We start from the raw sequence: 24,344 nt of genomic DNA, 5'->3' as shown, positions 1-24,344 counted from the left end.
GAGGCCGGCTTCGACCAGCGGCCGCCGCACGGCCTCGGGGCCACCTCGGTCAGCCGAGCGTGACGCCCAGGACCTCGAGCGCGTTCTCCCGCGCGATCATGGTGACGTCGGCCTCCGGCAGGCCGTCGAGCGACTCGGTCACGAAGTCCACCGGCGCGCGGGTGCCCTCGGCGTGCGGCCAGTCCGAGCCGAGCAGCAGCCGGTCGGCCCTGACGTCGGCGACGAGCTGGTCGATGTGGTCCTCCCAGAACGGCGTGACCCACACGTGCTCGCCGAAGACCTCGCGCGGGTGGTCGGCGAAGTAGCCCGGGCTGCGGTTCGCGGCGTCGTCGAGCCGGTGCAGCAGGTCCGGGATCCACGACGCGCCGTTCTCGACGCTGGCGAAGCGCAGCGTCGGGAACCGGTCGAAGATCTTGTGGCAGACGGCGGCGGCGTAGAAGTCGGTGACCGCGCGGCCCTTGGTGACGATCCCGCGCAGCGGCGAACGGAAGATCGAGTTCTCCTCGCCGCCCGGCTCCCACATCTGGGCCAGGGCGTCGTACCCGTCGAGGCCGGCGTGCGTCGCGACCGGGATGCCGGCCTCGGCGGCGAGCGCCCAGAACGGGTCGTACACCGGGTCGAACGGCGAGCGGAAGCCCCCGGGCACCGGTACCGGCGCGTTGCGGATGTTCACCGTGACGGCGCCCGCCTCGATCACGCGGCCCAGCTCCGCGGCGGCGGCGGCCGGGTCGAGCAGCGGGATGCACGGGACGGCGAACAGGCGCCCCTCGTAGCGGAAGCCCCAGTCCTCGTCGAGCCACCGGTTGAACGCCTCGAAGACCTTGGCGCAGGCCTCCGGGTCGGTCTTGAGCGCGTCCTCGACGCCGACCCCGAGCGTCGGGAACAGCAGCATGCCCGCGAGCCCCTGCTCGCGCATGACTGCCAGCCGGGCCTTTCGGTCCTGGTACTCGGGCGGCAGCGGCTCCAGCTCGCCGAAGGCATCCTTGATCGTCTGCTGGCGCGGGTTGCCCCGGTACCAGTCGTACAGCGAGCCGGGCTTCGCGACGGGGTTGAACGTGGGGTTCGCGATGTAGCTGTTGATCTTCCCGCCGATCAGGATGCGCCGGCGTCCGTCGACGTCGGCCCACCGGACACCGCGGTTGCCCAGCCTGCGGTCCTGGTAGCGCGTGAACGCATCGACGGCTTCGTAGTAGTGGTTGTCGAAGTCGAAGATCCACGGAGCCGTCTGGTTCATCTTGATCAGCCTCTCGTCCGCCATCGATCACCGGGCCCGCGGCTTGACGCCGGACCGGACAACGCCAGAGTATCGAAGTCGACACCAACGTCGAGTTTCTTTGATGGGCGGCGTCATCATGCCGTCGCGCTCGAGACTCGGCGCGCCGGCCGAGCTGTAGAACTCCATCTTGGTGCTGCGCTGCTCGGACGACATCGGCTTCTCCCAGCTACGAGGAACGCGTCCCGCCCGACCTGCTGTCGACGATCGTGTTGCCGGTCACCACAGGCTCGCTATCGGTTCGGCCATGGCGAGGTCGGCCGGCTCGATGATCATGGTGGTCACCGGGCCGTCGCGCCAGGCGGCGAGCTGGTCGGCGACCCGGGCGAGCGGGCCGACCAGGGCCAGGTCGTCCACGAGCTCGTCCGGCACGGCGGCGCAGGCTCCCGCGCGGTCCCCGCTCAGGTAGAGGTCCTGGATGCGGTTCGCCTCGTCGACGTAGCCGTAGCGGGCGACCAGCGCCGCGTAGAAGTTCTTCGTCTTGGAGCCCATGCCGCCGATGTGCAGCGCGATCCGGGGGCGGACCTGGTCGCGGCAGGCGTCGAGGTCGTCACCCACGCAGGCCAGGACCGTCGGGGCGACCTGGAACCCGTCCGGCGCCTTCGCGAGCGCGTCCCCCCAGGCGTCGCGCCAGCGGGTCGGGCTCCACAGGTAGGGAAGCAGGCCGTCGGCCTCGGCCACGGCCATCGCCACGTTCTTCGGCCCGAGCGCTGCGACCAGGATCGGGGTGTCCGGCGCGCCCGGCAGGGTGGTGCGCAGCGGGCGCCCCTGGCCGGTCGAGCCGGCGCCGGTGTAGGGAATCGAATAGATCGACCCGGCGAACTCCAGCCGCTCGGTCCCAGCCAGGGCCCTGCGCAGCACGGCCAGGTACTCGCGGGTCATCGGCACCGGCGGGTGGTACGGCACGCCATGCCAGCCCTCGACCACCTGCGGGCCGGAGGCACCGAGGCCGAGGATGAACCGCCCCTGGGACAGCTGCTGCAGGGTGAGCGCCGTCATCGCTGTCATGGCGGGCGTGCGGGCCGGCATCTGCGCGATCGCGGTGCCGAGGCGAAGACGGCTCGTCACCGCCGCGATACAGGCCAGCGGGGTGAACGCGTCGCTCCCCCAGGCCTCGCCCGTCCACACCGAGCAGTACCCCGCCTGCTCGGCCCGCCGCGCCACGTCGACGAGGGAAGCCGCATCGCAGCGCGTTCCAGCCAGGCTCAGTCCGAGCGCGATGTCCGACACGCGCGGCACACTAGCCGAATTACAATATCGCAGCGTGCATGACGGGGACGCACGAGGCGCTACCCCGACATGAATGGGGGGATGGAACGGGCGATGGCGGCCGCCGCGCCGCGGCCGGGCCGGCCGCCGGCCGCGGGCTGACCGGCGGCCAGGCCCACGAGGCGCCCCGGGCCTGGTCATCGGGGCGTGGCGGACGGTCGGCAAGGCCGTCCGCCGTGACGAACTGGCACCGGCAGTTGCTGATGCGCCAGCCGTCCGGGGTCCGGACCAGGTCGTCGTGGTAGATCGCGTGGCGCGGCGCCCCGTCGGCCTGGCCGACGAAAAGCAGGTTCCGGGTGGTCCGAGCCCGGTCCGGTCCCAGCATCTCGATGCTGGGACCGCCGAGGTGCATCCCGCCAGGCGCGGCCCGCATCATCGCGCGCAGCGCGTCATGACCGTCGAGGAGCGCCCGTACACCTGGTAGCTCGCGTCGGGGGTGAACAGCCCGACCCAGCCGTCGACGTCGTCCAGGTCGAGCGCGAGGCAGTAACGGGCCACCAGGTCGCTGATCGCGACGTGGTCCGCGGGAGCGGGAAGCAACAGCGCTCCTCCTGCGGTCGTCCTCTTGAAGCTGCGGTCAGGCCATCTTGAAGCGGACCGGGAGGCGCTTCGGGCCGCCGACGAACAACGTCTCCATGTACTCGGGAGTGCCGGCCAGCTCGATCGACCGCAGCCGCGGGACCAGCTCCGCGTAGAGCGCCTGGCCCTCGAGGCGGGCGAGGTGGGTGCCGAGGCAGTAGTGCGCGCCGAACCCGAACGCGACGTGCCTGTTCGGGCTGCGGCCGACGTCGAAGACGTCCGCGTTGTCGAACACGTCCTCGTCACGGTTCGCGGACGGGTACGACAGCAGCACGGATTCCCCCGCCGCGATGGGCACTCCCCGCACGACGGTGTCCTCGGTGGCCGTGCGCATGAACTGCTTCACCGGCGACACCCAGCGGATCATCTCGTCGAACGCGGTCGGGACGAGTGAGAGGTCGCCGGACAGCCGCCGCCACTGGTCCGGGTTCTCCAGCAGGGCGTGCAGGCCGCCGGCCAGCGCCGAGCTCGTGGTGTCGTGGCCCGCCGTCGCGATCAGGACGTAGTAGCCGGCGGCCTCCATCTCGCCGATCGGCTCGCCGTTGATCCTGGCGTTGGCGATCACGGACCCCAGGTCGTCCGTCGGGTTGGCCCGGCGGTCCGCGATGACCGTCTGGAAGTACTGGAAGAAGTCGATCAGCGCGGCCATGTGGGCCTGCTCGTCGCCCTTGCGGGCCATGTCCTCGTCGTCGGCGCCGAAGAGCTCCTGGGTGAGCTTGAGCATCCGGGGGAAGTCCTGCTCGGGCAGCCCGAGCAGGGACATGATCACGTACAGCGGGTAGTGCGAGACGACGTCGACGAAGAAGTCGCACTCGCCGCCCAGGTCGGCCATCTGGTCGACGAACCGCCTGGCCAGCTCCTCGATCCGGGCCCGCAGCCGGCGGACCCCGAGCGGCTTGAACCAGTCCGCGCTGATGTGCCGGTAGACCGGGTGGTCCGGCGCGTCCATCTGGACCAGGGACCGGATCGGGATGTCCTGGCTGGACTCGTCCTTGGGCTTCGGGCCGAGCGCCGTACGCGGGGCGTTGATCCAGAGCGCCGCGTCCCGCGCGATCGTCATGACGTCTTCGTGCTTGGTGATGGCCCAGAACGGGTTGTATTCCGGATGCTCGACCAGGTGTACCGGCGACTCACGGCGCAGCACGGCGGTGGCCGCGTAGAAACGCTCGTTGTCGGCGTAGGCCCGCGGATCGGTGAAGACGGTGGCCGCTGTCTCGCTGTCCATGACCGGGTTCTCCGCATCTCCGCGCTGATCGCGTCCGCCGGACGCAGATATGGTCCTCAAACTCGACGTCGACGTCGATAGTAACAGTGACCAAGCCCGGACGGACCTGGTGTCCCGTGCCGTCGGGCGCTGGCAGCGGCACCAGTCAAGCACACCGCGATTCCACAACCACCTCGCCGCCGCGGGTGGCGACCGTGACCGGGATGACCGCGTCGGCGAACCGGCAACGGCCTGGGCACCGAAGGATTCGCACTACGCGAACACCCATCAGCCAAGACGCTACCGTCGTCGCATCATGAGTAGACCGTCACCGCAGACCGACCGGCTCCTCGACCTGGTGGACCTGCTGTCCAGGCAGCCGGCCGACGGGCCACGCTGGCCGGCCTGGCGCCGCTGACGCATCCGTTCGCATAATGCGACTGTTGCTTCGCTCAATGCGACGTGAAACGCTGCGATTCCGGCTCGCGGCCGGGGACACCCGGGCGGAGATCGGTGGCGTACTCGCCGGTACGTCACTCCCCCGCCGTGGTCACCTCAGCCCCGAGCCGGGCCTTGCACCAGCCGGAGGCTCGGGTCCCGCCCACGCCCGCCGCGGCCACACCGGCGGCCAGTGGCCCGTCCTGACACCTCGTGGAGAGCCTCACGTGTATCCGGGCCTGTACGCCGAGAAGAGCCCCGACAAGCCGGCAGTGGTCCTGCATCCGGCCGGCGCGCGGATCGACTACCGCACACTGGAGGCACGTTCCCGCCAGTTCGCGCGAGTGCTGCGGGAGCGCGGGCTGCGTCCCGGCGACACCGTGGCGATCCTGGCTGAGAACCACGTGGGCTATCTCGAGGTCTACTGGGCGGCCATCCGGTCCGGGCTCTATCTGACCGCCGTCAACTGGCATCTGACCGCCCCTGAGGCCGCCTATCTGCTGAACGACTCGGCAGCCCGCGTCCTCGTGACGACGGCGCGGTTCACCGACCTGGCCCGCGAGGTCGCGGCCCTCAGCCCGACCTGCGCGACGGTCTTCCTCCTCGACGGTGCCGCGGGCGGCTTCGAGTCCTACGGCGACGCGGCTGCCGCGCAGTCGGACGCGCCGTTGCCCGACCAGCCGGCCGGCGAGGTGATGCTGTACTCCTCCGGCACAACCGGGCGACCGAAGGGCATCCGCCGTCCGCTGTCCGGCCTGCAGGTGGACGAGCCGGGCCGGATCAGCGCCGCCCGGATGGGCAAGGCACTCCTCGGGATCGGCGAGGACTCGGTCTACCTGACCCCCGCGCCGCTTTACCACGCGGCCGGCCTGCAGTGGGCGGCCGCCGCCCACGAGCTCGGCGCGACGCTCGTCATCCTGGAGCGCTTCGACGCCGAACAGCTGATGGCGGTGATCGAACGGGAGCGGGTGACCCACGTCCAGGTCGTGCCGACCATGATGGTCCGCCTGCTGAAGCTTACCGCCGACGTGCGGGCCCGCTACGACCTGTCCAGCCTGCGCTCACTGGTGCACGCGGCGGCACCCTGCCCGCCGGCGGTGAAGCGGCAGATGATCAGCTGGCTCGGGCCGATCGTCGACGAGTACTACTCCAGCACCGAAGGCTCCGGCATGACCTTCATCCGTGCCGCCGACTGGCTGGAGCACCCGGGGTCGGTCGGCCGGCCCACCGTGGGCACTCCCCACATCTGCGCCGACGACGGCTCCGAGCTGCCCGTGGGCGAGCCCGGGCTGCTGTACTTCGACCGCGGCGACGCCCTGTTCGAATACCACAACGACCCGGACAAGACCCGCGAGGGCCGTCATCCCGCCCACCCGACGTGGACGACCTCCGGCGACATGGGCTACCTGGACGCGGACGGCTACCTCTACCTGACCGACCGCAAGAGCTTCACCATCATCTCCGGCGGGGTCAACATCTATCCCGCCGAGATCGAGGCGGCGCTCATCTCGCACCCGGCCGTCGCCGACGTCGCCGTGTTCGGCCTCCCGCATGACGAGATGGGCGAGTACGTCCACGCCGTGCTCCAGCCCGCCGACGGCGTCGAGCCGACCCCCGAGCTGGCCGAACAGCTGCTGGCCTTCGCGGGCGAGCAGCTCGCCCGTTTCAAGGTCCCCCGAGCGATCACCTTCCGCGGCGAGCTGCCCCGCATGCCGACCGGCAAGCTCGCCAAGACCGCGCTGCGCCAGGAGTTCCTCGCGGCTCCCGGCGACGCCCTCCTCCCGAGCCAGCGATGAGGGGTGTGACCGGGCCTGGGGCCCGCCGGTGGGGGCACCTGCCGTGGAACAGCGAGCACAGCGAAGGCGGACGGTGATCCTGGTCGACCTGGAGGTGGTCCGCGACGCCCGGGCCGCGCTCTCCCCGGAACGCCAGGCGACCAGGGACCGGCTGCTGGCCGCGGCCCGCCTCGTCTTCGAACGCGACGGCTTCCTCCAGGCCCGCGTCGCCGACATCTGCGACGAGGCCGGCGTCTCCCACGGCTCCTTCTACACCTACTTCGTCTCCAAAGAAGAAATCTTCCGCACCCTCGTCGACTCCATCGAGCTCGACCTGCTCACCGTCGACCCGGCGTCGGAGGACACGCACGACCCCGTCGCCCGGATTCGGGCGGCGAACGAGCACTACCTGCGGACCTACGCCGCCAACGCGGGGATCATGCGGGTGATCCACCAGCTGGCCACGATCGACGTCGAGGTCTGGCGGACCAGGTTCCAGCGCCAGGACGCCTTCGCGCACGCCATCGAGCGGCGGATCCGGGCTCTGCAGGCGGGCCCGCGTGGCCGACCCGGCCATCGAGCCGTACTACGCGGCCCAGGCCCTCGGCGGCATGGCCGCCTACTTCGCCGAGCTGCTCCTCAACTCCCACGACCCGATCGACGCGGACACCGACACCGCGATCGAGGCGCTCACCCGGATCTGGCTCACCGCCCTGGGAATTCGCGACAAGGACGCGCACAGCTAGCGAGAGGGAAGCGAGACAGTGACGTCAGGCGACCAAACCCAGGTGACCAGTACCGGCTACACGCCGGTCGACGGCGACGTCGCGCAGGTGACCGACGGGCCGGTGGCGCTGCACGTCGGGGCCGACGGCGTCGGCGTAGTGATCCTGAACCACCCGGAAAGGCGCAACGGCTGGAACCCGGAGCTGGAACAGCGCTACTTCGAGGTGCTGGAGCGTGTCGACCGCGACCCCAGAGTCCGGGTGGTTGTCGTGACCGGCGCGGGCACCACCTTCTGCCCGGGAGTCGACAGCGGGCGGCTCGAAGGGATCACGAACGACGGCCTGGACCTGACCGGGCGCCGCTCACCGGTCCGGGCGTGGGCGCTGCGCAAGCCGATGATCGCGGCGGTGAACGGGGCGTGCGCCGGCATGGGCCTGGTGCAGGCGCTGTTGTGCGACGTGCGGTTCGCCGCCCGCGGGGCCCGTTTCACCACCGCCTTCGCCCGGCGCGGGCTGGCCGGCGAGTTCGGCATCACCTGGCTGCTGCCGCGCCTCGTCGGAGCCGGGACGGCGGCCGACCTGCTGCTGTCGTCACGCGTCTTCGACGCGGACGAGGCGCTGACGCTGGGCCTGGTCAACCGGGTCGTCGAGCCGAGCGAGCTGGCGACGGCGGTCCGCGCCTACGCCGCCGACATCGCCGAGAACTGCTCGCCGACGTCGCTCGCGCTGCTGCGCCACCAGCTGCACACCGACCAGCAGGATGACCTCGCCGCGGCGGTGGAACGCTCCTACCGGGCCATGGCGGTGGCCGTCACGGGCCAGGACTTCCGCGAGGGCCTGGCCAGCTTCCTCGCGAAGCGCAAGGCGCAGTTCCCACCGCTGGCCGACGACCTCGACCCGGTGGCGGTCACTGGAGCGGACCTGCCGGAGCTCGACGTCGTCCCGCAGACCGCCCTCAAGCAGGTCTCCACCGGCCACCCAGGCTCGAACGCCCACTGAACGTGGGTCGACCGCCCAGCCCGGAGGCTGGGCGGTCGTCTGGGACCTCGGGAGGTGCGGTGCGGCGCCGGCTCGGCGGGCGCCGCAGCCGGATCAGGACGAGGCGGACACGGTCACGCCGTCGATCACCGAGCCGCAGACCGGCGAGGCGTTCTTGACCGGCGTGAACACCTTGCCCTCGAGCTTCGTGACCCACAGGCAGTTGTCGACGCCGCCGACGCTGCTCTTGCGGTCGTTGATGTCGAGCTTGTGGTCACCGAACAGGCCGAGCGCGGTGAAGTCGTGGATGCTGGACAGCGCCTTGATCAGGCCGGCCGGCGCGGTGGCGCCGCCGGTCGCCTTCAGGGCCTGGACCAGCAGTCCCACGGAGACGTAGCTGCTGTACATGGCGTAGGTCGGCGCGCCGGAGACGCCGCCGGCCTTGAGGTCGGCCGCGAACTGCTTGGTCGCCGCGGTCTGCATCTCGATGGGCTCGAACTGCAGGCCGAAGAACGCGCCCTGCGCGTCGTTGAGCGCCCCCGGGCCGGCCCCGAGAAGGTCGCCGCCGTACCCGGTCGGCAGCAGCGCGGCCTTGATGTCGACGCCCTGGTCACGAAGCGCCGTGATGAGCGCGAAGCTCGTGTTGGGATCGATCTGCAGGGCCAGCCCGTCGACGCCGGCGCTCTTCATCGCCAGCGCGACAGGACCGATGTCGGTCGTGCCGAAGGGAATGGCGGCGTTCACGTAGCCGACCTTGATGCCGGCCTTCTTCGCTGATTCCCCCGCCGCCTTCGCCGTTTCCGCGGACGTCGGCGAGATCGCGTAGCCGAGGGCGCCGAGGCTGGTCACGCCCTGGGCCTTGAAGAACGTGCCCACGGTCGTGGCGACCTTGGTGGTGTTCAGTGCGCCCACCACGGAGAACATGTTCGGAGCAGTGATCCACTCAGGGCCGTCCTGCCCATTACCCAGAACCGGCACGTTGTGCTGGGTAAAGTAGGCGGACGTCGTGAAGGTCAGCGCCGAGAGGGCGATGACCGCGGTCACGTGGTCACGGGTGACCATCTTCTGGGCCGCGGTCAGCGCGGTCGTCGGGTTAGTGGCCGTGTCACCCACGACGTAACGGATGTTGTATCCGTTACGGGCCGCGTACTGGACGCCGGCCTTCATGCCGTCCACGCTCGTCCGGGCCGCGGACGCCGCGGGGCCGGTCTGGTCCGTCAACAGCCCGATGACAATCGACTTGGCCGGGCCTCCCGAGGCTCCCCCGGCCGTTCCACCGGAACTGGAGCCGCATCCCGCGACTGCGGCGAGAACGCTCGCGGCAGCCATCGCGACAAGAGCATTTCTTGACCTCGAACGCATTTCCTGGCCACTCCTGATTGATATTCCGGGAAACTTCAACGGCAAATCCGCGACAACCGTGGCATGTCCGCGTGAACGCCTTTGACAAGAACCTGAGAAATTTGCTCGAGCGAACTGGCCGGTCCCGTGGCGGTGCCCGCCGGCCCGGTGGGGCCGCCCGCGTGACCGGGCCGGGCGCCCACGGTGTTAAGTAGGGGCGTCAGAACTCCAATCTTGCGGCGCGGGACGCCCCGGCCTGAGGACCGGCGCCCGCGGGTGCGCCAGCCCCGAGATCGTGGAACGGACAGGGCCTGACGCGGGGCAATGTATCGCAATGTTGAGGTCGACGTCGACCTCAAGACAGCCCTCGGGGGCGAGGAACAGCGCCTCGGCGATCTCCTGCTCGCTGGCGCCGGCGACACGACGGTCCATGATCTGCCGCTCGGTGAAGGTGAGGCTGGTAGCGCTCGGCGTGGGCGGGACGAGCGGCTCGCCGGCCTTGACCAGCTCGTCGGCGACCTCGCGGTACAGCCCGGCCGCGCCGCACCGCCAGGCAAGGTCGGCGCCCGGGCTGCTGCCGGCCCTGATCGAGGACGACCCAGTCCCGACCAGCTGGCCGCCTCTCCTCCCTCCTGGGAAACACAGCGATCCTCGGCCCGGACGAACGTCCGGGCCGAGGATCGCTGGCAGGTGCGGCCGCGTCAGTCGACCGCGACGGGCTCCCGAGCGGGCGCGGGCGGGGCCGCCGGCGCGGTGACGGCCGCCGGTGTGGAGATGCGGGGCAGGAAGAGGCTCGCGACGAAACCGAGCGCGGACAGGGCGATGACCCACCAGAAGGTGGCGCCGAAGGCCGCGGCGACCTTGTCCGTGACGGGGCCCGAGAGCTTGACCCCGGTCACCGCGAGCGTGCCCTCGCCACCGCCGACACCGGGCAGCCGCCTGGCGATGTTGTGCTGGAGCTCGACGGCGACCAGCGCGGTGGCGACGGAGCCGCCGACGCGCTGCAGGATGTTCAGCGTCGTGGTCGCCCGCGGCACCGCGCTCGGCGCGAGCGTGGCGTAGGCTGCGGCCATCGCCGGCATCATCGCCGCGCCGAAGCCGAGGCCGCGCACGAACAGCACCGCCGCGAGCCAGCCCTCGTTCGTGTGGCCGCCGACCATCGTGAACGGGATGGTGCCGATCAGCGCGAGTGCCATGCCGACCGGCACGACGGCGCCCGGCCCCCGCCTGTCGGCGATCCGGCCCGAGATGGACATGGCGATCATAGCGCCGAGGCCCTGCGGCGCCAGCAGCAGACCGGCGCGCGACGCGCTCAGCCCGCGGTCCACCTGGTAGTAGAGCGGAAGCAGGAACAGCGCGCCGAACAGCATCGCGCCGATCACGAACGTGGCGACGCTGGCCAGACTGAAGTCCTTGTTCCTGAAGAGCTTCATGTCCAGCAACGGGTTCTGGTTCTGCCCGCGCAGCGCGTGCAGGACGAAGGCCACCAGCAGCACCAGGCCGACGATGATGCTGAGCTCGACCTTCAGGCTGCCGAAGCCGCCGCCGTTGCCGGCCTCGGACAGGCCGTAGACCACGCCGGCGAGGCCGGGCGAGATGAGCGCGAGGCCGGCCAGGTCAAGCCGGTTGCTCGACGAGCCGCGGTCGTCGCGCGGCAGCACCCGCCACGACAGGAACAGCGCGAGCGCGCCGATCGGCAGGTTGACGTAGAAGATCCAGCGCCAGCTGAGGTTGTCGACGACGAGGCCGCCGATCACCGGGCCGAGGACCGGGGCGATCAGGGTCGGCACGCCGATGATGCTCATCACCCGGTTGATCCGGGTCGGACCGGCGGACCGGGCCAGCAGCGTCATGCAGATCGGCATGATCATGCCGCCGCCGAGGCCCTGCAGCACCCGGAAGGCGACCAGCACCGGGGCGGACCAGGCGAGGCCGCACAGGGCGCTGCCGACGATGAACATCGTCAGCGAGATGTTCCACATACGCGTGGCGCCGAAGCGCTCGACGGCCCAGCCGGTCAGCGGGATGACGACGGCGAGGGCCAGCAGGTAGCCGGTGGTGACCCAGGAGATCGTCGACAGGGAGGTGTTGAACTCCTTGCCGAGGTCCCGGATCGCGACGGACACGATCGTGGTGTCAAGAATGACCATGATCGCGCCGAGCATCACGGTGCCGCAGAGGCGCAGCAGCGCCGGGTCGAGCTTGCCGTCGTCTAGGACGGGCCCAGGCGCTGTGGCTGTCGCCGGCGGCGAGGCCGCGTCAGGTTGGTCGGACACGAAGTTGCTCCCTGGAATGTGGCCGCCGGTGACGGCGGCACGGGCGGAGGTCGGTCACGGGCGCTCCCGGCGGCTCGGCCTGCTGGCCGGCCCGCCGTGCGCCGCGGCCTCATCCGCTCCGGCGGCCTGGCGGCCTGAGGGGATGACGTCTGCTCGTCGCCCAGCATCCGACCTTCGTTGAGATGTGTCAAATATATCGTCGTCACAACGACACTTTCTCCGGCGCGCACCCGCTACGATCGAGACATGATCGAAGCCGCCGGGCAGACCCCCAGCGAGGGGGCCGACGTGACCGCGCCGGCGGCGGCCACGCGCGCGGGGGCGGGCCCGGCCGTCGCGGATCGGGATGCCTTCGCCAGGGAGGCCTGGCGGGCCATGCTGGCCCTGACGTTCGGGGGCGCGGCGCCCGCCCGGATGCACACCGTCTGCCAGGCTATGGACCTTACGCCGGCCGCCCTGAAGGTCCTGCTCGTGCTGTCCGACGGCCCCCGCCCGATGCGCGAGCTGGTCGAGACGTTCCGGCACGACCCGTCCTACCTGACCAGCGTCGTCGACCTGCTGGAACGCCGCGGTGTCGCCCGCCGCGAGCCGCACCCGACCGACCGGCGGGCTAAGACCGTGGTGGTGACCGGCGAGGGCCGCCAGGTGCTCGCGGAGGCTCAGGAGCTCCTCGCGGTGCCGCCGCCGTCGATGCGGGTGCTGTCGCCGGACGAGCAGCGCCAGCTGCTGGGCCTGCTGATGCGGGTCCTCGAGGCCGAGCCCGCGATCCCCGAGGCGATGCGCCCGCGGATACCCACCGAGCCGCCCGGTTCCGACTGATCGGCTAGGCTGCTGGCGATTTCGGCTGGTGGGGCCGGGTCGCGCCATTCCGGCACGCACGGGACGGCGTGACCCCGTGCGTCGAGACGGAGGACGGATGTCGCCCACGGAGGCCGCGAAACCACTCGACCTCGCTGGAAGCCCGGCGGTCGCGCCGGGCCCGCCGGCGACGGCGGCCGCAGCCCGCAGGTACCGCGAGCCGCGCTTCGTCGTGCTGTGCCTGCTCGGGGTGGCCATGCTCGCCTCCATCGGAGGCTGGATCGCCATGGTGCTGATGAACAAAGAGGTGCCAGACGGCTTCCCGGTCGTGATCGGGACCGTCCTCGGCGGGCTGGTCGGGATAGCGGCGAGCGACCGGCCCACCTGATCGCCCGCGGCGCGGCGCCGGCCGGTACGGCGCTCGGACGCCGGGGCGGACCGGGGGCCATCAGGGCAGCGGCGCCCGGCTCCGCCTACCTGCCGTTCGGCAGCGCGGAGCCGACCGGGCCGAGGATCGTCGCCAGGTCCCGCGCGTCCCGCCGGAAGGCGCCCAGGATCGGGTCGACGTCCCCCCGAGGGTCGTCGAATGAGGCAAGGTCGGCGTCCACGCCGACGAAGGCGATGCGGTCCAGCTCGGGCTCCTGGCCCGCCGCACGCTCGGCGTCCACCAGGGCCGCGTAGCTGTCCCGCAGCACGGCCGCCGGCCGGGGCGGCGCCACGAACAGGGCACCGACGTCGCCCTGCCGGCCGCGGCTGAGCCGCCACAGCCGCAGGCCGGCCGCGGGGGTCTCGGTACCGGTCTCCTCACGCAGCTCGCGGGCGGCCAGCGCCCGCAGGTCGGCGACCTCCAGGGAGTCGCCGACGGCCGCGGGCGGCTCGCCGGTGCCGCTCGGCAGCTGCCAGCGGCCCGGCGAGGACGTCCAGGACGCCATCCGCCCGACCAGCAGCGACCCGTCGTCCGTCGGTTGCAGGACGCTGACGAACAGATGTGGCAGCCAGCGGGCGGAGCCGGGCGTCCGGGGCGGCACGTAGCGGCGGTAGGTCGCCCGCAGCCAGGTGAGCACCAGGGTGCCCGCCTCGTCCGGCGCCCAGCGCAGCCCGCCGGACGCCGCCACCGGGCCGTCGAACAGGGACGGCTTGGCCCGCACGGCTTCGTCCCACGCGTCGTCGACGGCGGCCTGGTCGGCGGCCGACAACGGGGGCGGGTCCGCGGGCTCCAGGCGCAGCCGGGCCGGGGCCAGCAGTTCGATTCCGGTAAACAGTGGAAGCCGGTCGGTCACGACTACCACGCTCCCACATTCCGTACCCGGACGGACCGCGTCGCCGTGGTCGCCGAGCGCGCCCGGACCGCGCTCAGCCGGCTGCCTGGTGCCGCCGCAGGCGGGTGAACAGGCCTGGGGCTCCCCCGCCGGGCCGCCCGCCCGGCCTCCGGCCACCAGGATGTGATCACCGACACCGTCAGCTGCCCCGCGTCCAGGGCTGGGCCGCCGCCCGAGGATCATCGTCGGCATGGCCACCCCTTCCGCCAGACTCGACGGGCTAGCTGACAGCTACGAGCGAACCCGGCCTCGTTACCCGGTCGAGCTTTTCAGCCACGCCGTCAGCCTCCTGCCGGCGGACGCCCGGCCCACCGTCGTCGACGCGGGCGCCGGGACCGGGATCGCGCTCGAGGCGCTGCTGCCGCTGCTCCCGGCCGGGGCCGACGTCCACGCCGTCGACGTCTCGGGCGAGATGGTCGAGCTCGGCCGGGTGAAGTTCCCCGAGGTCAGCTGGACCAAGGGCAACGCCGAGCAGCATCTGGCGACGTTCAGCGGCGTCGACCTCGTCACCGCCGCGCAGAGCTACCAGTGGATGGACCGCCCGGCGTTCCGCGCCGCGGCGGCGGGCGCGCTGCGCCCCGGTGGGATCTGCCTGGTCATCCAGAACAACCGCGACCTGCGCGCGGGCGGCCTGGCCGGTGACTACGAGGACCTCGTAGCGGAGCTGTCGCCGTTCCACAGCCACGGCTTCCGGCCGATCGACGTCGAAGGCGAACTCGCCAGCACGTTCGACGAGGTGACGCACGGCGAGCAGGCCTGGTTGCAGCCGCTCACCATCGACGAGTTCGTCACGATGAGCTCCTCGTCAGCTCAGGCGCAGCGCGCGATCGCGGCGGTCGGCTCGTTGTTCCTGCACCGGGTCCGCGCGCTGGCCGCGCGGCACGAGAAGGACGGCCACGTCCACGTCCCGTACATCACCGAGGCCTTCTACGGGAAGGCCCACGCCTGACAGCGGCCACCGGCCCACGACCTGATCGGAGCTGCCCGCGTGACCAGACCCGAGCTCGGGGTCCTCTACGTCGTCGTGTGTGGTGGGCAGCCCGCGGTCGGGCTCGTGCCGTTCGTCGAGCAGGCGATCGCCGCCGGCTGGGACGTCTGTGTGCTCGCGACCCCGGACGGCACCAAGTTCGTCGACGCCGGCCTGCTCGCGCGGCTGACCGGCCATCCCGTCCGCTCCGAGTACAAGCGGCCGGAGGAGCCCGACGTGCTGCCGCCCGCGGACGCCTTCGCCGTGGTACCGGCGACGTTCAACACGGTGAACAAGCTGGCCGCCGGTATCTCCGACACCCTCGCGCTCGGACTGCTCAACGAGGGGCTCGGTGCCGGGAAGCCGATCCTGTTGGTGCCGGCCGTCAATGGGCCGCTGGCCCGTCACCCGGCGTTTGTCGCCGCCCTGACGACGTTGCGGTCCTGGGGTATCCGGGTCGTCTTCGACCCCGCCGCGACCGGCCTGCCGTTCCCCTGGGAGCGGCTGGCCGAGCAACTGCCGCCGCTGGCCGCCGCGGCGCGGCCTGGCCTGGTCTGACCTGGACCGCGCTCGAAGCTCTGGCGTCGGGGCATCGTCGATGGCAGGGCCACCGGCCCGGCCGCCGCGGCTTCAGCTGGCCGCCGGGTCGACGCGAAGATCGAGATCTACGCGAAGAAGCTCGTTGTCGACGAGGAGAGGACCCCACATGTCACCGAACACGCAGTCGACGCCCGCCCAGGTTCCGCTCGGCGGCCAGGGGCTGGTGGTGTCCGCCCAGGGGCTGGGCTGCATGGGAATGTCGGACTTCTACGGCGGGCGGGACGACGAGGAGTCGCTCGCCACCATCCACCGGGCGCTGGATCTCGGGGTGAACTTCCTGGACACCTCCGACCGGTACGGGCCGCACACGAACGAGCGGCTGGTCGGCGCCGCGATCGCGGGCCGGCGCGACGAGGTCGTGGTCGCGACGAAGTTCGGCATCGTGCACGACCCCGCCGACCCGATGGCGCGGCCGGTCAACGGCCAGCCCGCCTATGTGAAGGCCGCCTGCGACGAGTCGCTGGGCCGGCTGGGGATCGACCACATCGACCTCTACTACCAGCACCGCGTCGACCCGAACGTGCCCATCGAGGAGACCGTGGGCGCGATGGCCGAGCTCGTCGCGGCCGGCAAGGTGCGCTATCTCGGGCTTTCCGAGGCGGCGCCCGCGACGATCCGCCGCGCGCACGCCGTTCACCCGATCACGGCGCTGCAGACCGAGTACTCGATCTGGACCCGCGACCCGGCCGAGAGCGAGATCCTCCCGACGACCCGCGAGCTGGGCATCGGCTTCGTCGCCTACAGCCCGCTGGGCCGGGGCTTCCTGACCGGCACGTTCCGCACCGCCGCGGACTTCGCGGCGGACGACTTCCGGGTGCACCTGCCCCGGTTGCAGGGCGAGAACCTGGAGGCCAACCTCGCCGTCGTCGAGCAGGTCGAGCGGGTCGCCGCGGCACACGAGGCCACGCCCGCGCAGGTCGCACTCGCCTGGGTGCTGGCCCAGGGACCGGACATCGTCCCGATTCCGGGCACCAAGCGCCGCGAGTACCTGGAGGAGAACGTCGCCGCCGCGGCCGTCACGCTCACCGCGGCCGAGATCGCCCTGCTCGCGGAGGCGGGCGCCACCGTCCAGGGCCTGCGGTACGCCAACATGTCGAACGTGAACATCTGATGCGGCTGAGGGCCGCAGCGGGTATCTCGGGTGCTCAGGTGAGCGCTAGGCGGGAATCCCGAGGCCGTCGAGGACCTCGGCGGCCGGCAGGGCCGCGAGGGTCTTGCCGGCGAGGGCGAGCTTCGAGCGGCGCAGGCCGCTGCCGATGATCACCCAGGGCGTCGCGGCCACGGCGGCGTCGACGAGGACCGGCCAGTCTCCCGGCAGGCCGATCGGCGTGATGCCGCCGAACTCCATCGCGGCCGCGCCGACGGCGTCCTCCCGGGCGGCGAACGAGACCTTGCGGGCGTCAAGCCGGCGCCGGACCAGCCCGTTGACGTCCGCACGGGTCGTCGCGAGCACCACACAGGCCGCGTAGGTGACCGTCTGGCCCCGCTTTCCGGCGACGACGACGCAGTTCGCGGACTCGGCCGTGCTGATTCCGTAGGCGGCGCAGAAGGCCGCCGTGTCGGAGAGGTCCGGGTCGATCGGCGCGGCCTCGACCGACTCGGCCAGACCCAGCGACGCGAGCGCCGCGGCGACCGGGCCGGCCAGCAGGTCGGGCCTGGACAGCGCGGGCTCGAAGGCGAGATCCGTGGGCATGCCCCATCTTCGCCCGCGGCGGGGCCGCTCGACCAACGCGGGGTACCCGTGGCGCTACGACGGGGTGAGGCGGGCGAGCGCCCGGCTGATCTCGTCGAGACGGGCGTCGACATGGCCGCGCAGGTCGGCGAGGTCACCGCGGGAGGCGCTCTGGTCGGCGGCGCGCAGCTCGACGACGATCGCGCCGCCCGGGGCGATCGTCGCGGACTCGACCTCCGTGACGTCGTCGGCGCCCTGGACCCGCAACGCCCGCTCCACGTCCCCGCGGCGCAGCCCCTCGCGGCGCAGCGCCCGGTCGTCGAACCGGCCGTCGGCGATCAGGACCGTCGGGGTCCCCTCGAACAGCCGCTCGGCGCGGGCGTTGTCCCGCAGCAGCCGGACCGCCAGCCCGTTGACGACGAACAGCGTCAACGCGCCGATGACCCCGCCCGTCAGGCTGTTGTCGTTGCCGATGATGGCGTTCTGGACGACGTTCGAGACCAGCAGCATGACGACCAGGTCATGGGTGTTCAGCTGCGCCATCTCGCGTTTTCCGAACGCCCGGATGAGCACCGTCATCGCCACGTACACGGCGACCGTCCTGATCACCTTTTCCATGACGGGAATGCCCATCGTGAACAGATCCGAGAGCACAGGCCACCTCCATGCCTCGCGGCCGCGGTGTCGCATCCGCGCAGAGGGCATAACACCACGGCCGCGGCAAACCGCGGTGACCGGCCGGCGCCACGAAATCCCAGCTCAGCCGAGCCAGGGCGGGGCTGGCGCGCTCACTCGAGCGTGATGGCCCCTTCCGGGCAGGCCGACGCCCCTCTGCGGGCCGCCGCCTCGGCGCCCGCGGCGACCGCGTGCTCGCCGGGCAGGGCGCAGCCCAGGTTGTCGAGCGCGAACACCTCGGGGGCGCTGGCTTTGCAGCGCGCATGGCCGGTGCACCTCGCGCCGTCGACGATCGCTCTCATCCGCTCCCCCACCGGGTCACCGCGACCAGCGCAGCCGCAGCGTGTTCAGCGTGAACATCTGGCCGGACGCCTCGACCGGGCTGAACTCCGGGTCAAGCTCGTACTCCGGGATGAGCCGGTGCCATTCCTCGTAGGCGACGCGGAGCTCGGGACGGGCCAGGTGGGAGCCGAGACAGCGGTGCGGCCCGGCGCCGAAGGTCAGGTGAGTGGTCCGGTCCTGGTCGAGGTCGACCTCGGCGGCCCGCGGGTAGGTCGAACCGTCGCGGCCCGCGGCGGGCAGCGAGATCATCAGCGTGTCCCCCCGGAAGACCGGACAGCCGTTGATCTCGGTGTCCTCGGCCGCGTCCCGCATGATGTTGACGATCGGGTACGCCCGCAACAGCTCCTCGACGGCGTGCGGCACGACCGCCGGATCCGCCACGATCCGGCGCCGGTCGTCCGGATGTGTCGCCAGATGCAGGAAGCGGACCGCGTCGCGACCGTGACGCTCAACCGGCCCGAGGCCCGCAACGCGCTGAACAGAGCCCTCCTGCGGGCGTTATGGGACGCGATCCTCGCGGCCGACGCGGATCCCGACATCGACGCCGTGGTCCTGACCGGTGCCGACCCCGCCTTCTCGGCCGGCGCCGACCTCAAGGAGGCCTCCGGCGAGGCCCCGCGGTCCGCCGCCGTCCGACCGGCCGGCGCCGGCCCCGAGCGGGACAGCAACGGCCTGTTCCGCTTCCTGCCCGTCATCGCCAAGCCGGTCATCGGCGCGGTGAACGGGGTGGCGGTCACCGGCGGCCTCGAGACCGCGTTGCAGTGCACCTTCCTGGTGGCCTCCGAGCGGGCCCGGTTCGCCGACACGCACGCGCGGGTCGCATCATGCCGGGCGGCGGGATGACGGTGCTGCTGGCCCAGGCCGTCGGCCTGCGCCGGGCGCTCGAGCTGTCGCTGACCGGCAACTTCCTGACCGCCGACGAGGCGTTCGGCCTCGGCCTGGCCAACCATGTCGTGCCGCACGCGGAGCTGTTGCCGTTCGCGCACCGGCTCGCCACCGACATCGTCAGCGACGACCAGCGCTGCGTGCGCCGGCTGCTCGCCCACTACCGGGCGCTGGCGAACACGGCGACGCTCGACGAGGCGCATCTGCTGGAGGGAATCCTCGCGGAGACCTGGCGGCGGGACCCGGGCGAGCTCGCGTCGCGCCGCCGCGCCGTCACGTCCCGCGGCCGCGCCCAGACCGGTTCCTGACCGCCACAGCCGGCCGTTCGGGGCCGGGCTAGGCGAGCAGGGTGTGGACCGTCACCGGCGTCAGGCCGGCGGCGCGCAGGTTGGCCACGACCCGGGGGAACGCGGCCACCGTGCCCGGGTAGCCGAAGTGCATGCTGACGATCGAACCGGGCCGGGCGCCCGACCGGACCCGGGAGACGACCGCGTCCGCGCCGGGCGAGGTGTAGTCCAGCGGGTCGACGTCGAAGTCGACGACCGTCGGGTAGCCGGCGGCTCCGGCCTGCTCGACGATCAGCGGGGTCGCGGTGCTGGTGCCCGACGGGCGGAAGTAGCGGCCCTGGGCCGGGGCCAGCCGGGACAGCACGTCCCGGCAGCCGACGATCTCCTGCGCCACCTGGGCCGCGGGCAGCCGGGCCAGCGTCGGGTGGGTGAAGGTGTGGTTGTCCAGCTCGTTGCCGGGCCCGAGGATCGCCGGGACGAGGTCGGCGTGCGCGTCGAGCCACTGGCCGACGGCGAAGACCGTGATCGGTACGCCGAGCTGCGTGGCGGTGTCGAGCAGCTGGTGCGCGAGTGACACGTCCTGCCCGGCCTCATGCGGCCCGATGTGGAAGGTCAGCGCCAACTGGTTGCGGTCACGCGGGCCGTTCGTCACCGCCTGCGCGGTGACCGGGGCGAAGGTAAGCGCCGGCTCGGCCGTCGGCGTCGGGCGCGCGCTCGTGGGCGCCGGCGCCGCGGTGGCGGGAGCCGGTGCGGCGGCTGGGCTGTCGCTCGAACAGGCCGCCGCGAGCCCGGCGGTGGCGATCGCCGCGCTGGCCCCGGCCAGCAGCCGGCGGCGCGAGACCTGGGCCCGCCGGACATCCGGCGCGGTGTCCTGGCCGTCGATCGCCGGGTCACCAGCCGTCGGGTCACCAGCCGTCGGGTCACCAGCCACGGCCGCAGCCTACGGCAGCCGACCGTCCGCCCGAGCGTCCGGCCCGGCCGGAAGCTGGACAGCGCCTCGCGGCAGGCCCGGGAGGCCCGGAGGCCCGGAGGCCCGGAGGCCCGGAGGCCCGGGTTCGCGGCCGTCAGGAGACGGTCGCCGCGCTGGCCCGTTCCAGCAGGTAGTTGCGGGCCATGACCGGCGGGTAGGCGGTGCCGGCGACGAGCGGCTCGACCACCGCGTCCAGGTCGGACTCCAGGAAGACGATGAGAGAGATCAGCTCCTCGTCGGGAGCCTCCGCCGGTGGCGGCAGGACGCGATGGCGGGTCGAGCGCCACCGGTCACCGGTCCAGCGGGCCAGCAGGTCGCCGACGTTGACCGTGAGGGCATCCGGCTCGTAGGGGGCGTCCATCCAGTGGCCGTCGCGGGTCTGGACCTGCAGGCCGCCGTAGCCCGGCTGCCGGTCGAGCACTGTGAGGACCCCCCAGTCAGTGTGCGGGGCCACCCGGTACTGGTGGTCGCGCGGTGCCCCGGTCTCGGCGCGCGGGAGGTACCGGTTGATGTTGAGGCTGTGCGGGCCGGCCTGGACCCGGTCGGCGAACCAGGGTTCGGGCAGGCCGAAGGCGACGGCGCAGACCCGCAGCAGGTCGTCGTACAGGGCGCGGACCTCGGCCGTGAACCGCTCGCACATCGCCTTGAGCTCCGGGCATTCGCCCGGCCAGACGTTCGGCGCGAACCAGTGGTCGTCCAGCTCGGGGTCGCCGGTCGCGAAGGTCCGGCCGAAGGTCAGCGACTCCTTGAGGTCCGCCCGGGAGGTGTCGGCGACCTCGCCGTAGTACGCGTTGGCCTCGCCGCCGACCGGAATCCAGCCCCGGCCGCCGACCTGTGTCGTGTAGCGGGCCTTGGCCGCACGCGGCAGCCGGAAGAAGCGCCCGGCGCTCGCCCGGATGTCCGCCCGCAGCTGGGGGCTGATCCCGTGCCCACCGACCAGCAGGAACCCCGACTGGCGCAGCCCCACGTCCAGCTCGCAGGCGAACCGGTAACGCTGGTCACCGGTGCCATCCCGCCACCGGCCGATGTCGAGCAGCGGAAAATCGGGTGTCGTCGTCATTCGGTCCCTCGCCTCCGCGGCCCGCGATCCGGGGCCGGTCATGGTCGGTGCGCCCGGACGGCCCCGAGCTCGGGCGGGCCGTGGCGGCGCGGCCGGGCGCTCGGGACCGGGCGTCACCGGCGGGCAGCGGTGCCGCGCGGTGGTTCCCGTCTCTCCGCCATTACGGCGTACCGAGGTTTCACGGGCCGGCCAGCCGGGTTACGGGACCGTGGAATGTGTGCGCCGCGTGTGTCACGGACCGGCAGGCCTGTCCTGGAGCGGCGCCTGGGCGCCGGAGACATGGTCGCGGGCATCGCCCCGAGGGGCCTCCCGCGGAGCGCCCGGCTGGCGGGCCGGAGCGCGGCAGGCGCGCCGTTCGGCCAGGCGTTACCAGCCGGAACAGGCGGGAAGCAGGCTCCAACGGCCACGGCCCAGCCGGCCGTCACCGCCCGGGCCGAATGGCCTTAATGACGGTGACCCGGGCGGGTTGAACACCACAAACCACGCGGCTGTCGGCTGCCGGACAATTTCCGGCTGTCTGCCGTTCCACCAGCGGGCGTAAACAGCGCGGACACCGGTCGGAAACGACACGCTGAGGCCGTCCCGGTCCGGACGAACCCGCTGGCGGGCAGTTCCGCGAGATCAGGCCGTTCGGCGCGGCGCGGAGGTCGCCGTGGCGGCGGCCCGGTCGACGGCCGCGTTGAGGTCCGCGGTGGCGACGGTCCATCGGCGGTCGCGCGACGTGGCGGCACCGAGGTCCTGCAGGTGCCGGAGCTCCGCGGTCACCTCGGCGGCGGAGAGGCCGAGGTCATAGGCGAGCGAACGAGCCCGAAGCGGGCGATCAGCCTCGGTGAGCGCGGCGTGCAGCCGGACCGCGACCCAGCTGGGCCGGCCGGTCGTCACGGCGACAGGCTGTTGGTGAAGCCGGCGCGACTGGTTTGACCCAGTCGTAGCCTCGGCTACTAACCGAGGCTTCCGGCGGCCAGAAGAGGTGGTACCGCTCACAGCATTCATCAGGTCACCCGTCCAGAATTCGGCTCTCCTCAACAATGCTTGACAACGCGGCGTCAGTCACGGTGAGGTTCATCGCGCAACAGGTAGTAACCAGGCGAATACCGCCATTCCGGCTCATCCTGGATCTCACCGGTACACCGCGTACCGAACCGACTCGCGCGGCGCCCACGTCCGTCGGCCCTGACCAGCGAGGCCCGCGCCCCGACGAGCCTGACCTCGTCGACCCGGGCGGCCCCGGCCATGCCGGCACGGTAACCCGGTCCGCCGCGCCTCGTCCACGCGGCGCGCCCCGTGGGGCCCGAGTTCACGCGGACCCCCTTCGCCCCCGGTTTCACCCGCGCTGACCTGCACGAACGCGATGGTGTCCGGGAATTTCGCCGCCTCGGCGCGGCGGTAGCGCACGCGCCGCCCGGGCTGCTCGTGACTGACTACCCGGGACCTCCGCCAGCCGCGGCTGCCAGCTAGCCGGGGTTGCCGGCCAGCCGGCCGGGCCCGAGCACCAGTTCGCGGTAGCCGGGCAGGCCGGCGAAGCCGGTCGCCTGGAAGACCGCGTCGGCGACGGCGTGCGCGAAGACGTCCGCCGCCGCGGTAAGCAGAGCGTTCAGGTTGCCGGCCGGCCGGGCCCCGGTCGCCAGGGCGAAGACGGTGTCGCCGTCGGCCATGGTGTGTACGGGGCGGATCGCGCGCGCCATGCCGTCCTGGCCGCTGGCGGCGAGCCGGGCGCACTGTGCCTTCGTCAGCACCGCGTCGGTCGCGACGACTCCGATCGTCGTGTTCATCGCCGACGTGGCCGACGTGAGAGCGACCGTGCCGTGGCCGGCGCCGAGACCGGTCGGGAACAGGCTGGGGCGTCGCTCCGAGGCCAGCCAGGCGGCGAGCAGATCCGGGTCGGGGTCGGGGAACACGGATTCAAGATCACCGTAGAGCCGGCCGGTGCGCGGATCGACCGCGGAACCGGCCGAGTTGACCACGGCCAGTGCCGCGACGGTCGTCCCGTCGCCAAGCACCGTCGCCGCGCCGCCGACGCCGCCGGCGAGGCCGCAGCTGCTGGCGCCGGTACCGGCACCGACGGAGCCACGCGCCACCGGCCCGGTGGAGGCGTTGTCGTAGGCGAGCGCACCGAGGTCGGGCCCGGGTGTCGCGCTGGCGGGCGGCAACGCGCCACCGCGGCCAAGGTCGAAGATCACCGCGGCCGGCACGATGGGGACGACCCCGGCGGCCCCGACCGGGAAACCGACGCCCGCCGCGGCGAGGCGGCGCATCACCCCGTCGGCGGCGGCCAGGCCGAAAGCGCTTCCACCGGCCAGCACGATCGCGTGGACCCGTTCGACCATGTTGCGCGGGTCGAGCAGGTCCGTCTCCCGGGTGCCTGGCGCTCCACCGGCGACGTCCACACCGCCGACGGCACCCCCTCGCGGCGCCAGTATCACGGTGACCCCGGTCCGCCAGCCCTCGGTAACCCGGCGCGCATGCCCGACGGAGATGCCACGGACGGCTGTCAGCGACCCGACCAGACTGGCCGCGCCGACGATCGCCGGACCGCCGCCCGTCACCGCCCGCTCCGGGAACCGACTCGCACCGACGCTCGCTGCTGGCCCACATGCTTCACTGCCCGCATGCTGCCGCGCGAGGCGCCGACGCGCGACCCGCTCCCGCCGGCGACGACTGGCCGGCCGGCGTTAGTTGAGGCGGCCGAGGCCGGCGAGCCGGCGCTCGTCGAGCGCGCGCAGCCGGTCGGCGACCCAGGTCAGCAGGTCCGGGTCGTCCAGGTAGGTCACCGGATGACGGGCCGGCGGGACCGGCTTCGCCACCCGCCGTGGCAGCGGCTCCGCGTCTCCCGCACTATCGCCCCTGGTCCGGCGCACCGGCTCCTCCGCCTCACGTTCGCCCGGGCCTGCCTCGGCCTTGGATGACACCT

General features: G+C 72.4%; 26 protein-coding genes and 1 pseudogene. 10 read left to right on the top strand and 17 right to left on the bottom strand.

Annotated features, from left to right (window positions below):
- Positions 1 to 49 precede the first annotated feature (49 nt).
- The 5 genes from FRADC12_RS24475 to FRADC12_RS24460 all read right to left on the bottom strand — a co-directional run bounded on the left by FRADC12_RS24475 (position 50) and on the right by FRADC12_RS24460 (position 4,346).
- Positions 50 to 1,234, bottom strand: a complete 1,185-nt coding sequence (locus FRADC12_RS24475) for an amidohydrolase family protein (RefSeq protein ID WP_045880166.1) — start codon at positions 1,232 to 1,234, stop codon at positions 50 to 52.
- A 258-nt stretch (positions 1,235 to 1,492) separates the two neighbouring features.
- Positions 1,493 to 2,503, bottom strand: a complete 1,011-nt coding sequence (locus FRADC12_RS24470) for an LLM class F420-dependent oxidoreductase (protein ID WP_157489013.1) — start codon at positions 2,501 to 2,503, stop codon at positions 1,493 to 1,495.
- Positions 2,504 to 2,522: 19 nt separating this feature from the next.
- On the bottom strand, positions 2,523 to 2,894 hold the full coding sequence (locus FRADC12_RS24465; RefSeq protein ID WP_255355257.1) for a nuclear transport factor 2 family protein: 372 nt from the start codon (positions 2,892 to 2,894) through the stop codon (positions 2,523 to 2,525).
- Positions 2,895 to 2,914: 20 nt separating this feature from the next.
- Entirely contained in the window at positions 2,915 to 3,082 is a 168-nt protein-coding gene (locus FRADC12_RS35140) for a nuclear transport factor 2 family protein (protein ID WP_255355226.1), read from the bottom strand.
- A 37-nt stretch (positions 3,083 to 3,119) separates the two neighbouring features.
- Positions 3,120 to 4,346, bottom strand: coding sequence for a cytochrome P450 (locus tag FRADC12_RS24460; RefSeq protein WP_045878388.1), 1,227 nt, complete (start codon positions 4,344 to 4,346; stop codon positions 3,120 to 3,122).
- 644 nt (positions 4,347 to 4,990) lie between these two features.
- Between FRADC12_RS24460 and FRADC12_RS24450 the strand changes: the two genes are divergently transcribed.
- From FRADC12_RS24450 to FRADC12_RS24440, 3 genes and pseudogenes are all read left to right on the top strand, one after another.
- Positions 4,991 to 6,559 (top strand): acyl-CoA synthetase, encoded by a 1,569-nt coding sequence (locus tag FRADC12_RS24450; protein WP_045878386.1) that lies wholly within the window; start codon positions 4,991 to 4,993, stop codon positions 6,557 to 6,559.
- A gap of 79 nt (positions 6,560 to 6,638) precedes the next feature.
- A pseudogene (locus tag FRADC12_RS24445) lies at positions 6,639 to 7,284 on the top strand (TetR/AcrR family transcriptional regulator).
- A 42-nt stretch (positions 7,285 to 7,326) separates the two neighbouring features.
- On the top strand, positions 7,327 to 8,262 hold the full coding sequence (locus FRADC12_RS24440) for an enoyl-CoA hydratase-related protein (RefSeq protein WP_052711137.1): 936 nt from the start codon (positions 7,327 to 7,329) through the stop codon (positions 8,260 to 8,262).
- Positions 8,263 to 8,355: 93 nt separating this feature from the next.
- Here the strand turns inward: FRADC12_RS24440 and FRADC12_RS24435 are convergent, their stop codons facing one another.
- Both FRADC12_RS24435 and FRADC12_RS24430 read right to left on the bottom strand, forming a co-directional pair.
- Positions 8,356 to 9,603 (bottom strand): ABC transporter substrate-binding protein, encoded by a 1,248-nt coding sequence (locus FRADC12_RS24435; RefSeq protein ID WP_045878385.1) that lies wholly within the window; start codon positions 9,601 to 9,603, stop codon positions 8,356 to 8,358.
- 680 nt (positions 9,604 to 10,283) lie between these two features.
- The gene (locus tag FRADC12_RS24430; protein WP_045878384.1) at positions 10,284 to 11,858 is read right to left on the bottom strand and encodes a DHA2 family efflux MFS transporter permease subunit; all 1,575 of its coding nucleotides are present in this window, start codon (positions 11,856 to 11,858) and stop codon (positions 10,284 to 10,286) included.
- Positions 11,859 to 12,104: 246 nt separating this feature from the next.
- Between FRADC12_RS24430 and FRADC12_RS24425 the strand changes: the two genes are divergently transcribed.
- Together FRADC12_RS24425 and FRADC12_RS24420 are read left to right on the top strand one after the other, a co-directional pair.
- Complete coding sequence (locus FRADC12_RS24425) at positions 12,105 to 12,677, top strand: MarR family winged helix-turn-helix transcriptional regulator (protein WP_084011155.1); 573 nt, start codon at positions 12,105 to 12,107, stop codon at positions 12,675 to 12,677.
- Positions 12,678 to 12,774: 97 nt separating this feature from the next.
- Positions 12,775 to 13,044 (top strand): hypothetical protein, encoded by a 270-nt coding sequence (locus tag FRADC12_RS24420; RefSeq protein WP_045878383.1) that lies wholly within the window; start codon positions 12,775 to 12,777, stop codon positions 13,042 to 13,044.
- 85 nt (positions 13,045 to 13,129) lie between these two features.
- On the opposite strand, the gene FRADC12_RS24415 is transcribed toward FRADC12_RS24420, so the two are convergent.
- Complete coding sequence (locus FRADC12_RS24415) at positions 13,130 to 13,936, bottom strand: NUDIX hydrolase (RefSeq protein WP_232304009.1); 807 nt, start codon at positions 13,934 to 13,936, stop codon at positions 13,130 to 13,132.
- Between the two features lie 229 nt (positions 13,937 to 14,165).
- Between FRADC12_RS24415 and FRADC12_RS24410 the strand changes: the two genes are divergently transcribed.
- The 3 genes from FRADC12_RS24410 to FRADC12_RS24400 all read left to right on the top strand — a co-directional run bounded on the left by FRADC12_RS24410 (position 14,166) and on the right by FRADC12_RS24400 (position 16,653).
- Positions 14,166 to 14,924, top strand: coding sequence for a class I SAM-dependent methyltransferase (locus FRADC12_RS24410; RefSeq protein ID WP_045878382.1), 759 nt, complete (start codon positions 14,166 to 14,168; stop codon positions 14,922 to 14,924).
- A 39-nt stretch (positions 14,925 to 14,963) separates the two neighbouring features.
- Complete coding sequence (locus tag FRADC12_RS24405; protein WP_052711136.1) at positions 14,964 to 15,500, top strand: flavoprotein; 537 nt, start codon at positions 14,964 to 14,966, stop codon at positions 15,498 to 15,500.
- A gap of 148 nt (positions 15,501 to 15,648) precedes the next feature.
- Positions 15,649 to 16,653: an aldo/keto reductase gene (locus FRADC12_RS24400; protein ID WP_045878380.1), complete on the top strand. Its 1,005-nt coding sequence runs from the start codon at positions 15,649 to 15,651 to the stop codon at positions 16,651 to 16,653.
- 45 nt (positions 16,654 to 16,698) lie between these two features.
- On the opposite strand, the gene FRADC12_RS24395 is transcribed toward FRADC12_RS24400, so the two are convergent.
- From FRADC12_RS24395 to FRADC12_RS24380, 4 genes are all read right to left on the bottom strand, one after another.
- Positions 16,699 to 17,235, bottom strand: a complete 537-nt coding sequence (locus FRADC12_RS24395) for a YbaK/EbsC family protein (RefSeq protein WP_045878379.1) — start codon at positions 17,233 to 17,235, stop codon at positions 16,699 to 16,701.
- Positions 17,236 to 17,289: 54 nt separating this feature from the next.
- A complete protein-coding gene (locus tag FRADC12_RS24390; protein ID WP_084011154.1) occupies positions 17,290 to 17,868 on the bottom strand; it encodes a DUF421 domain-containing protein in 579 nt (192 codons plus the stop codon).
- A gap of 134 nt (positions 17,869 to 18,002) precedes the next feature.
- A complete protein-coding gene (locus FRADC12_RS24385; protein ID WP_045880161.1) occupies positions 18,003 to 18,191 on the bottom strand; it encodes a ferredoxin in 189 nt (62 codons plus the stop codon).
- Positions 18,192 to 18,207: 16 nt separating this feature from the next.
- A complete protein-coding gene (locus tag FRADC12_RS24380) occupies positions 18,208 to 18,612 on the bottom strand; it encodes a cytochrome P450 (protein ID WP_052711135.1) in 405 nt (134 codons plus the stop codon).
- Positions 18,613 to 18,645: 33 nt separating this feature from the next.
- On the opposite strand from FRADC12_RS24380, the gene FRADC12_RS35135 reads away from it, so the two are divergent.
- Positions 18,646 to 19,074: an enoyl-CoA hydratase-related protein gene (locus FRADC12_RS35135; protein WP_255355225.1), complete on the top strand. Its 429-nt coding sequence runs from the start codon at positions 18,646 to 18,648 to the stop codon at positions 19,072 to 19,074.
- Complete coding sequence (locus FRADC12_RS35130) at positions 19,056 to 19,424, top strand: enoyl-CoA hydratase-related protein (protein ID WP_255355224.1); 369 nt, start codon at positions 19,056 to 19,058, stop codon at positions 19,422 to 19,424. Before FRADC12_RS35135 ends, FRADC12_RS35130 begins: the two co-directional genes overlap by 19 nt.
- Positions 19,425 to 19,452: 28 nt before the next feature.
- On the opposite strand, the gene FRADC12_RS24370 is transcribed toward FRADC12_RS35130, so the two are convergent.
- The 5 genes from FRADC12_RS24370 to FRADC12_RS24350 form a co-directional block, all read right to left on the bottom strand.
- On the bottom strand, positions 19,453 to 20,334 hold the full coding sequence (locus tag FRADC12_RS24370; protein WP_084011152.1) for a polysaccharide deacetylase family protein: 882 nt from the start codon (positions 20,332 to 20,334) through the stop codon (positions 19,453 to 19,455).
- 133 nt (positions 20,335 to 20,467) lie between these two features.
- Complete coding sequence (locus FRADC12_RS24365; protein ID WP_045878377.1) at positions 20,468 to 21,433, bottom strand: isopenicillin N synthase family dioxygenase; 966 nt, start codon at positions 21,431 to 21,433, stop codon at positions 20,468 to 20,470.
- A gap of 621 nt (positions 21,434 to 22,054) precedes the next feature.
- The gene (locus tag FRADC12_RS24360) at positions 22,055 to 22,315 is read right to left on the bottom strand and encodes a hypothetical protein (protein ID WP_232304008.1); all 261 of its coding nucleotides are present in this window, start codon (positions 22,313 to 22,315) and stop codon (positions 22,055 to 22,057) included.
- A 572-nt stretch (positions 22,316 to 22,887) separates the two neighbouring features.
- Positions 22,888 to 23,979 carry a P1 family peptidase gene (locus FRADC12_RS24355; protein ID WP_052711134.1) on the bottom strand — a complete coding sequence of 364 codons (1,092 nt, stop codon included), beginning with the start codon at positions 23,977 to 23,979 and terminating at the stop codon, positions 22,888 to 22,890.
- 126 nt (positions 23,980 to 24,105) lie between these two features.
- Positions 24,106 to 24,342 (bottom strand): regulator, encoded by a 237-nt coding sequence (locus FRADC12_RS24350; protein ID WP_232304007.1) that lies wholly within the window; start codon positions 24,340 to 24,342, stop codon positions 24,106 to 24,108.
- Positions 24,343 to 24,344: the final 2 nt, after the last annotated feature.

It is taken from the genome of Pseudofrankia sp. DC12, assembly GCF_000966285.1.
Taxonomy (GTDB): domain Bacteria; phylum Actinomycetota; class Actinomycetes; order Frankiales; family Frankiaceae; genus Pseudofrankia.
Note: the sequence above shows the minus strand (reverse complement) of the source record. Positions and strands in the feature narration are given on the sequence as shown.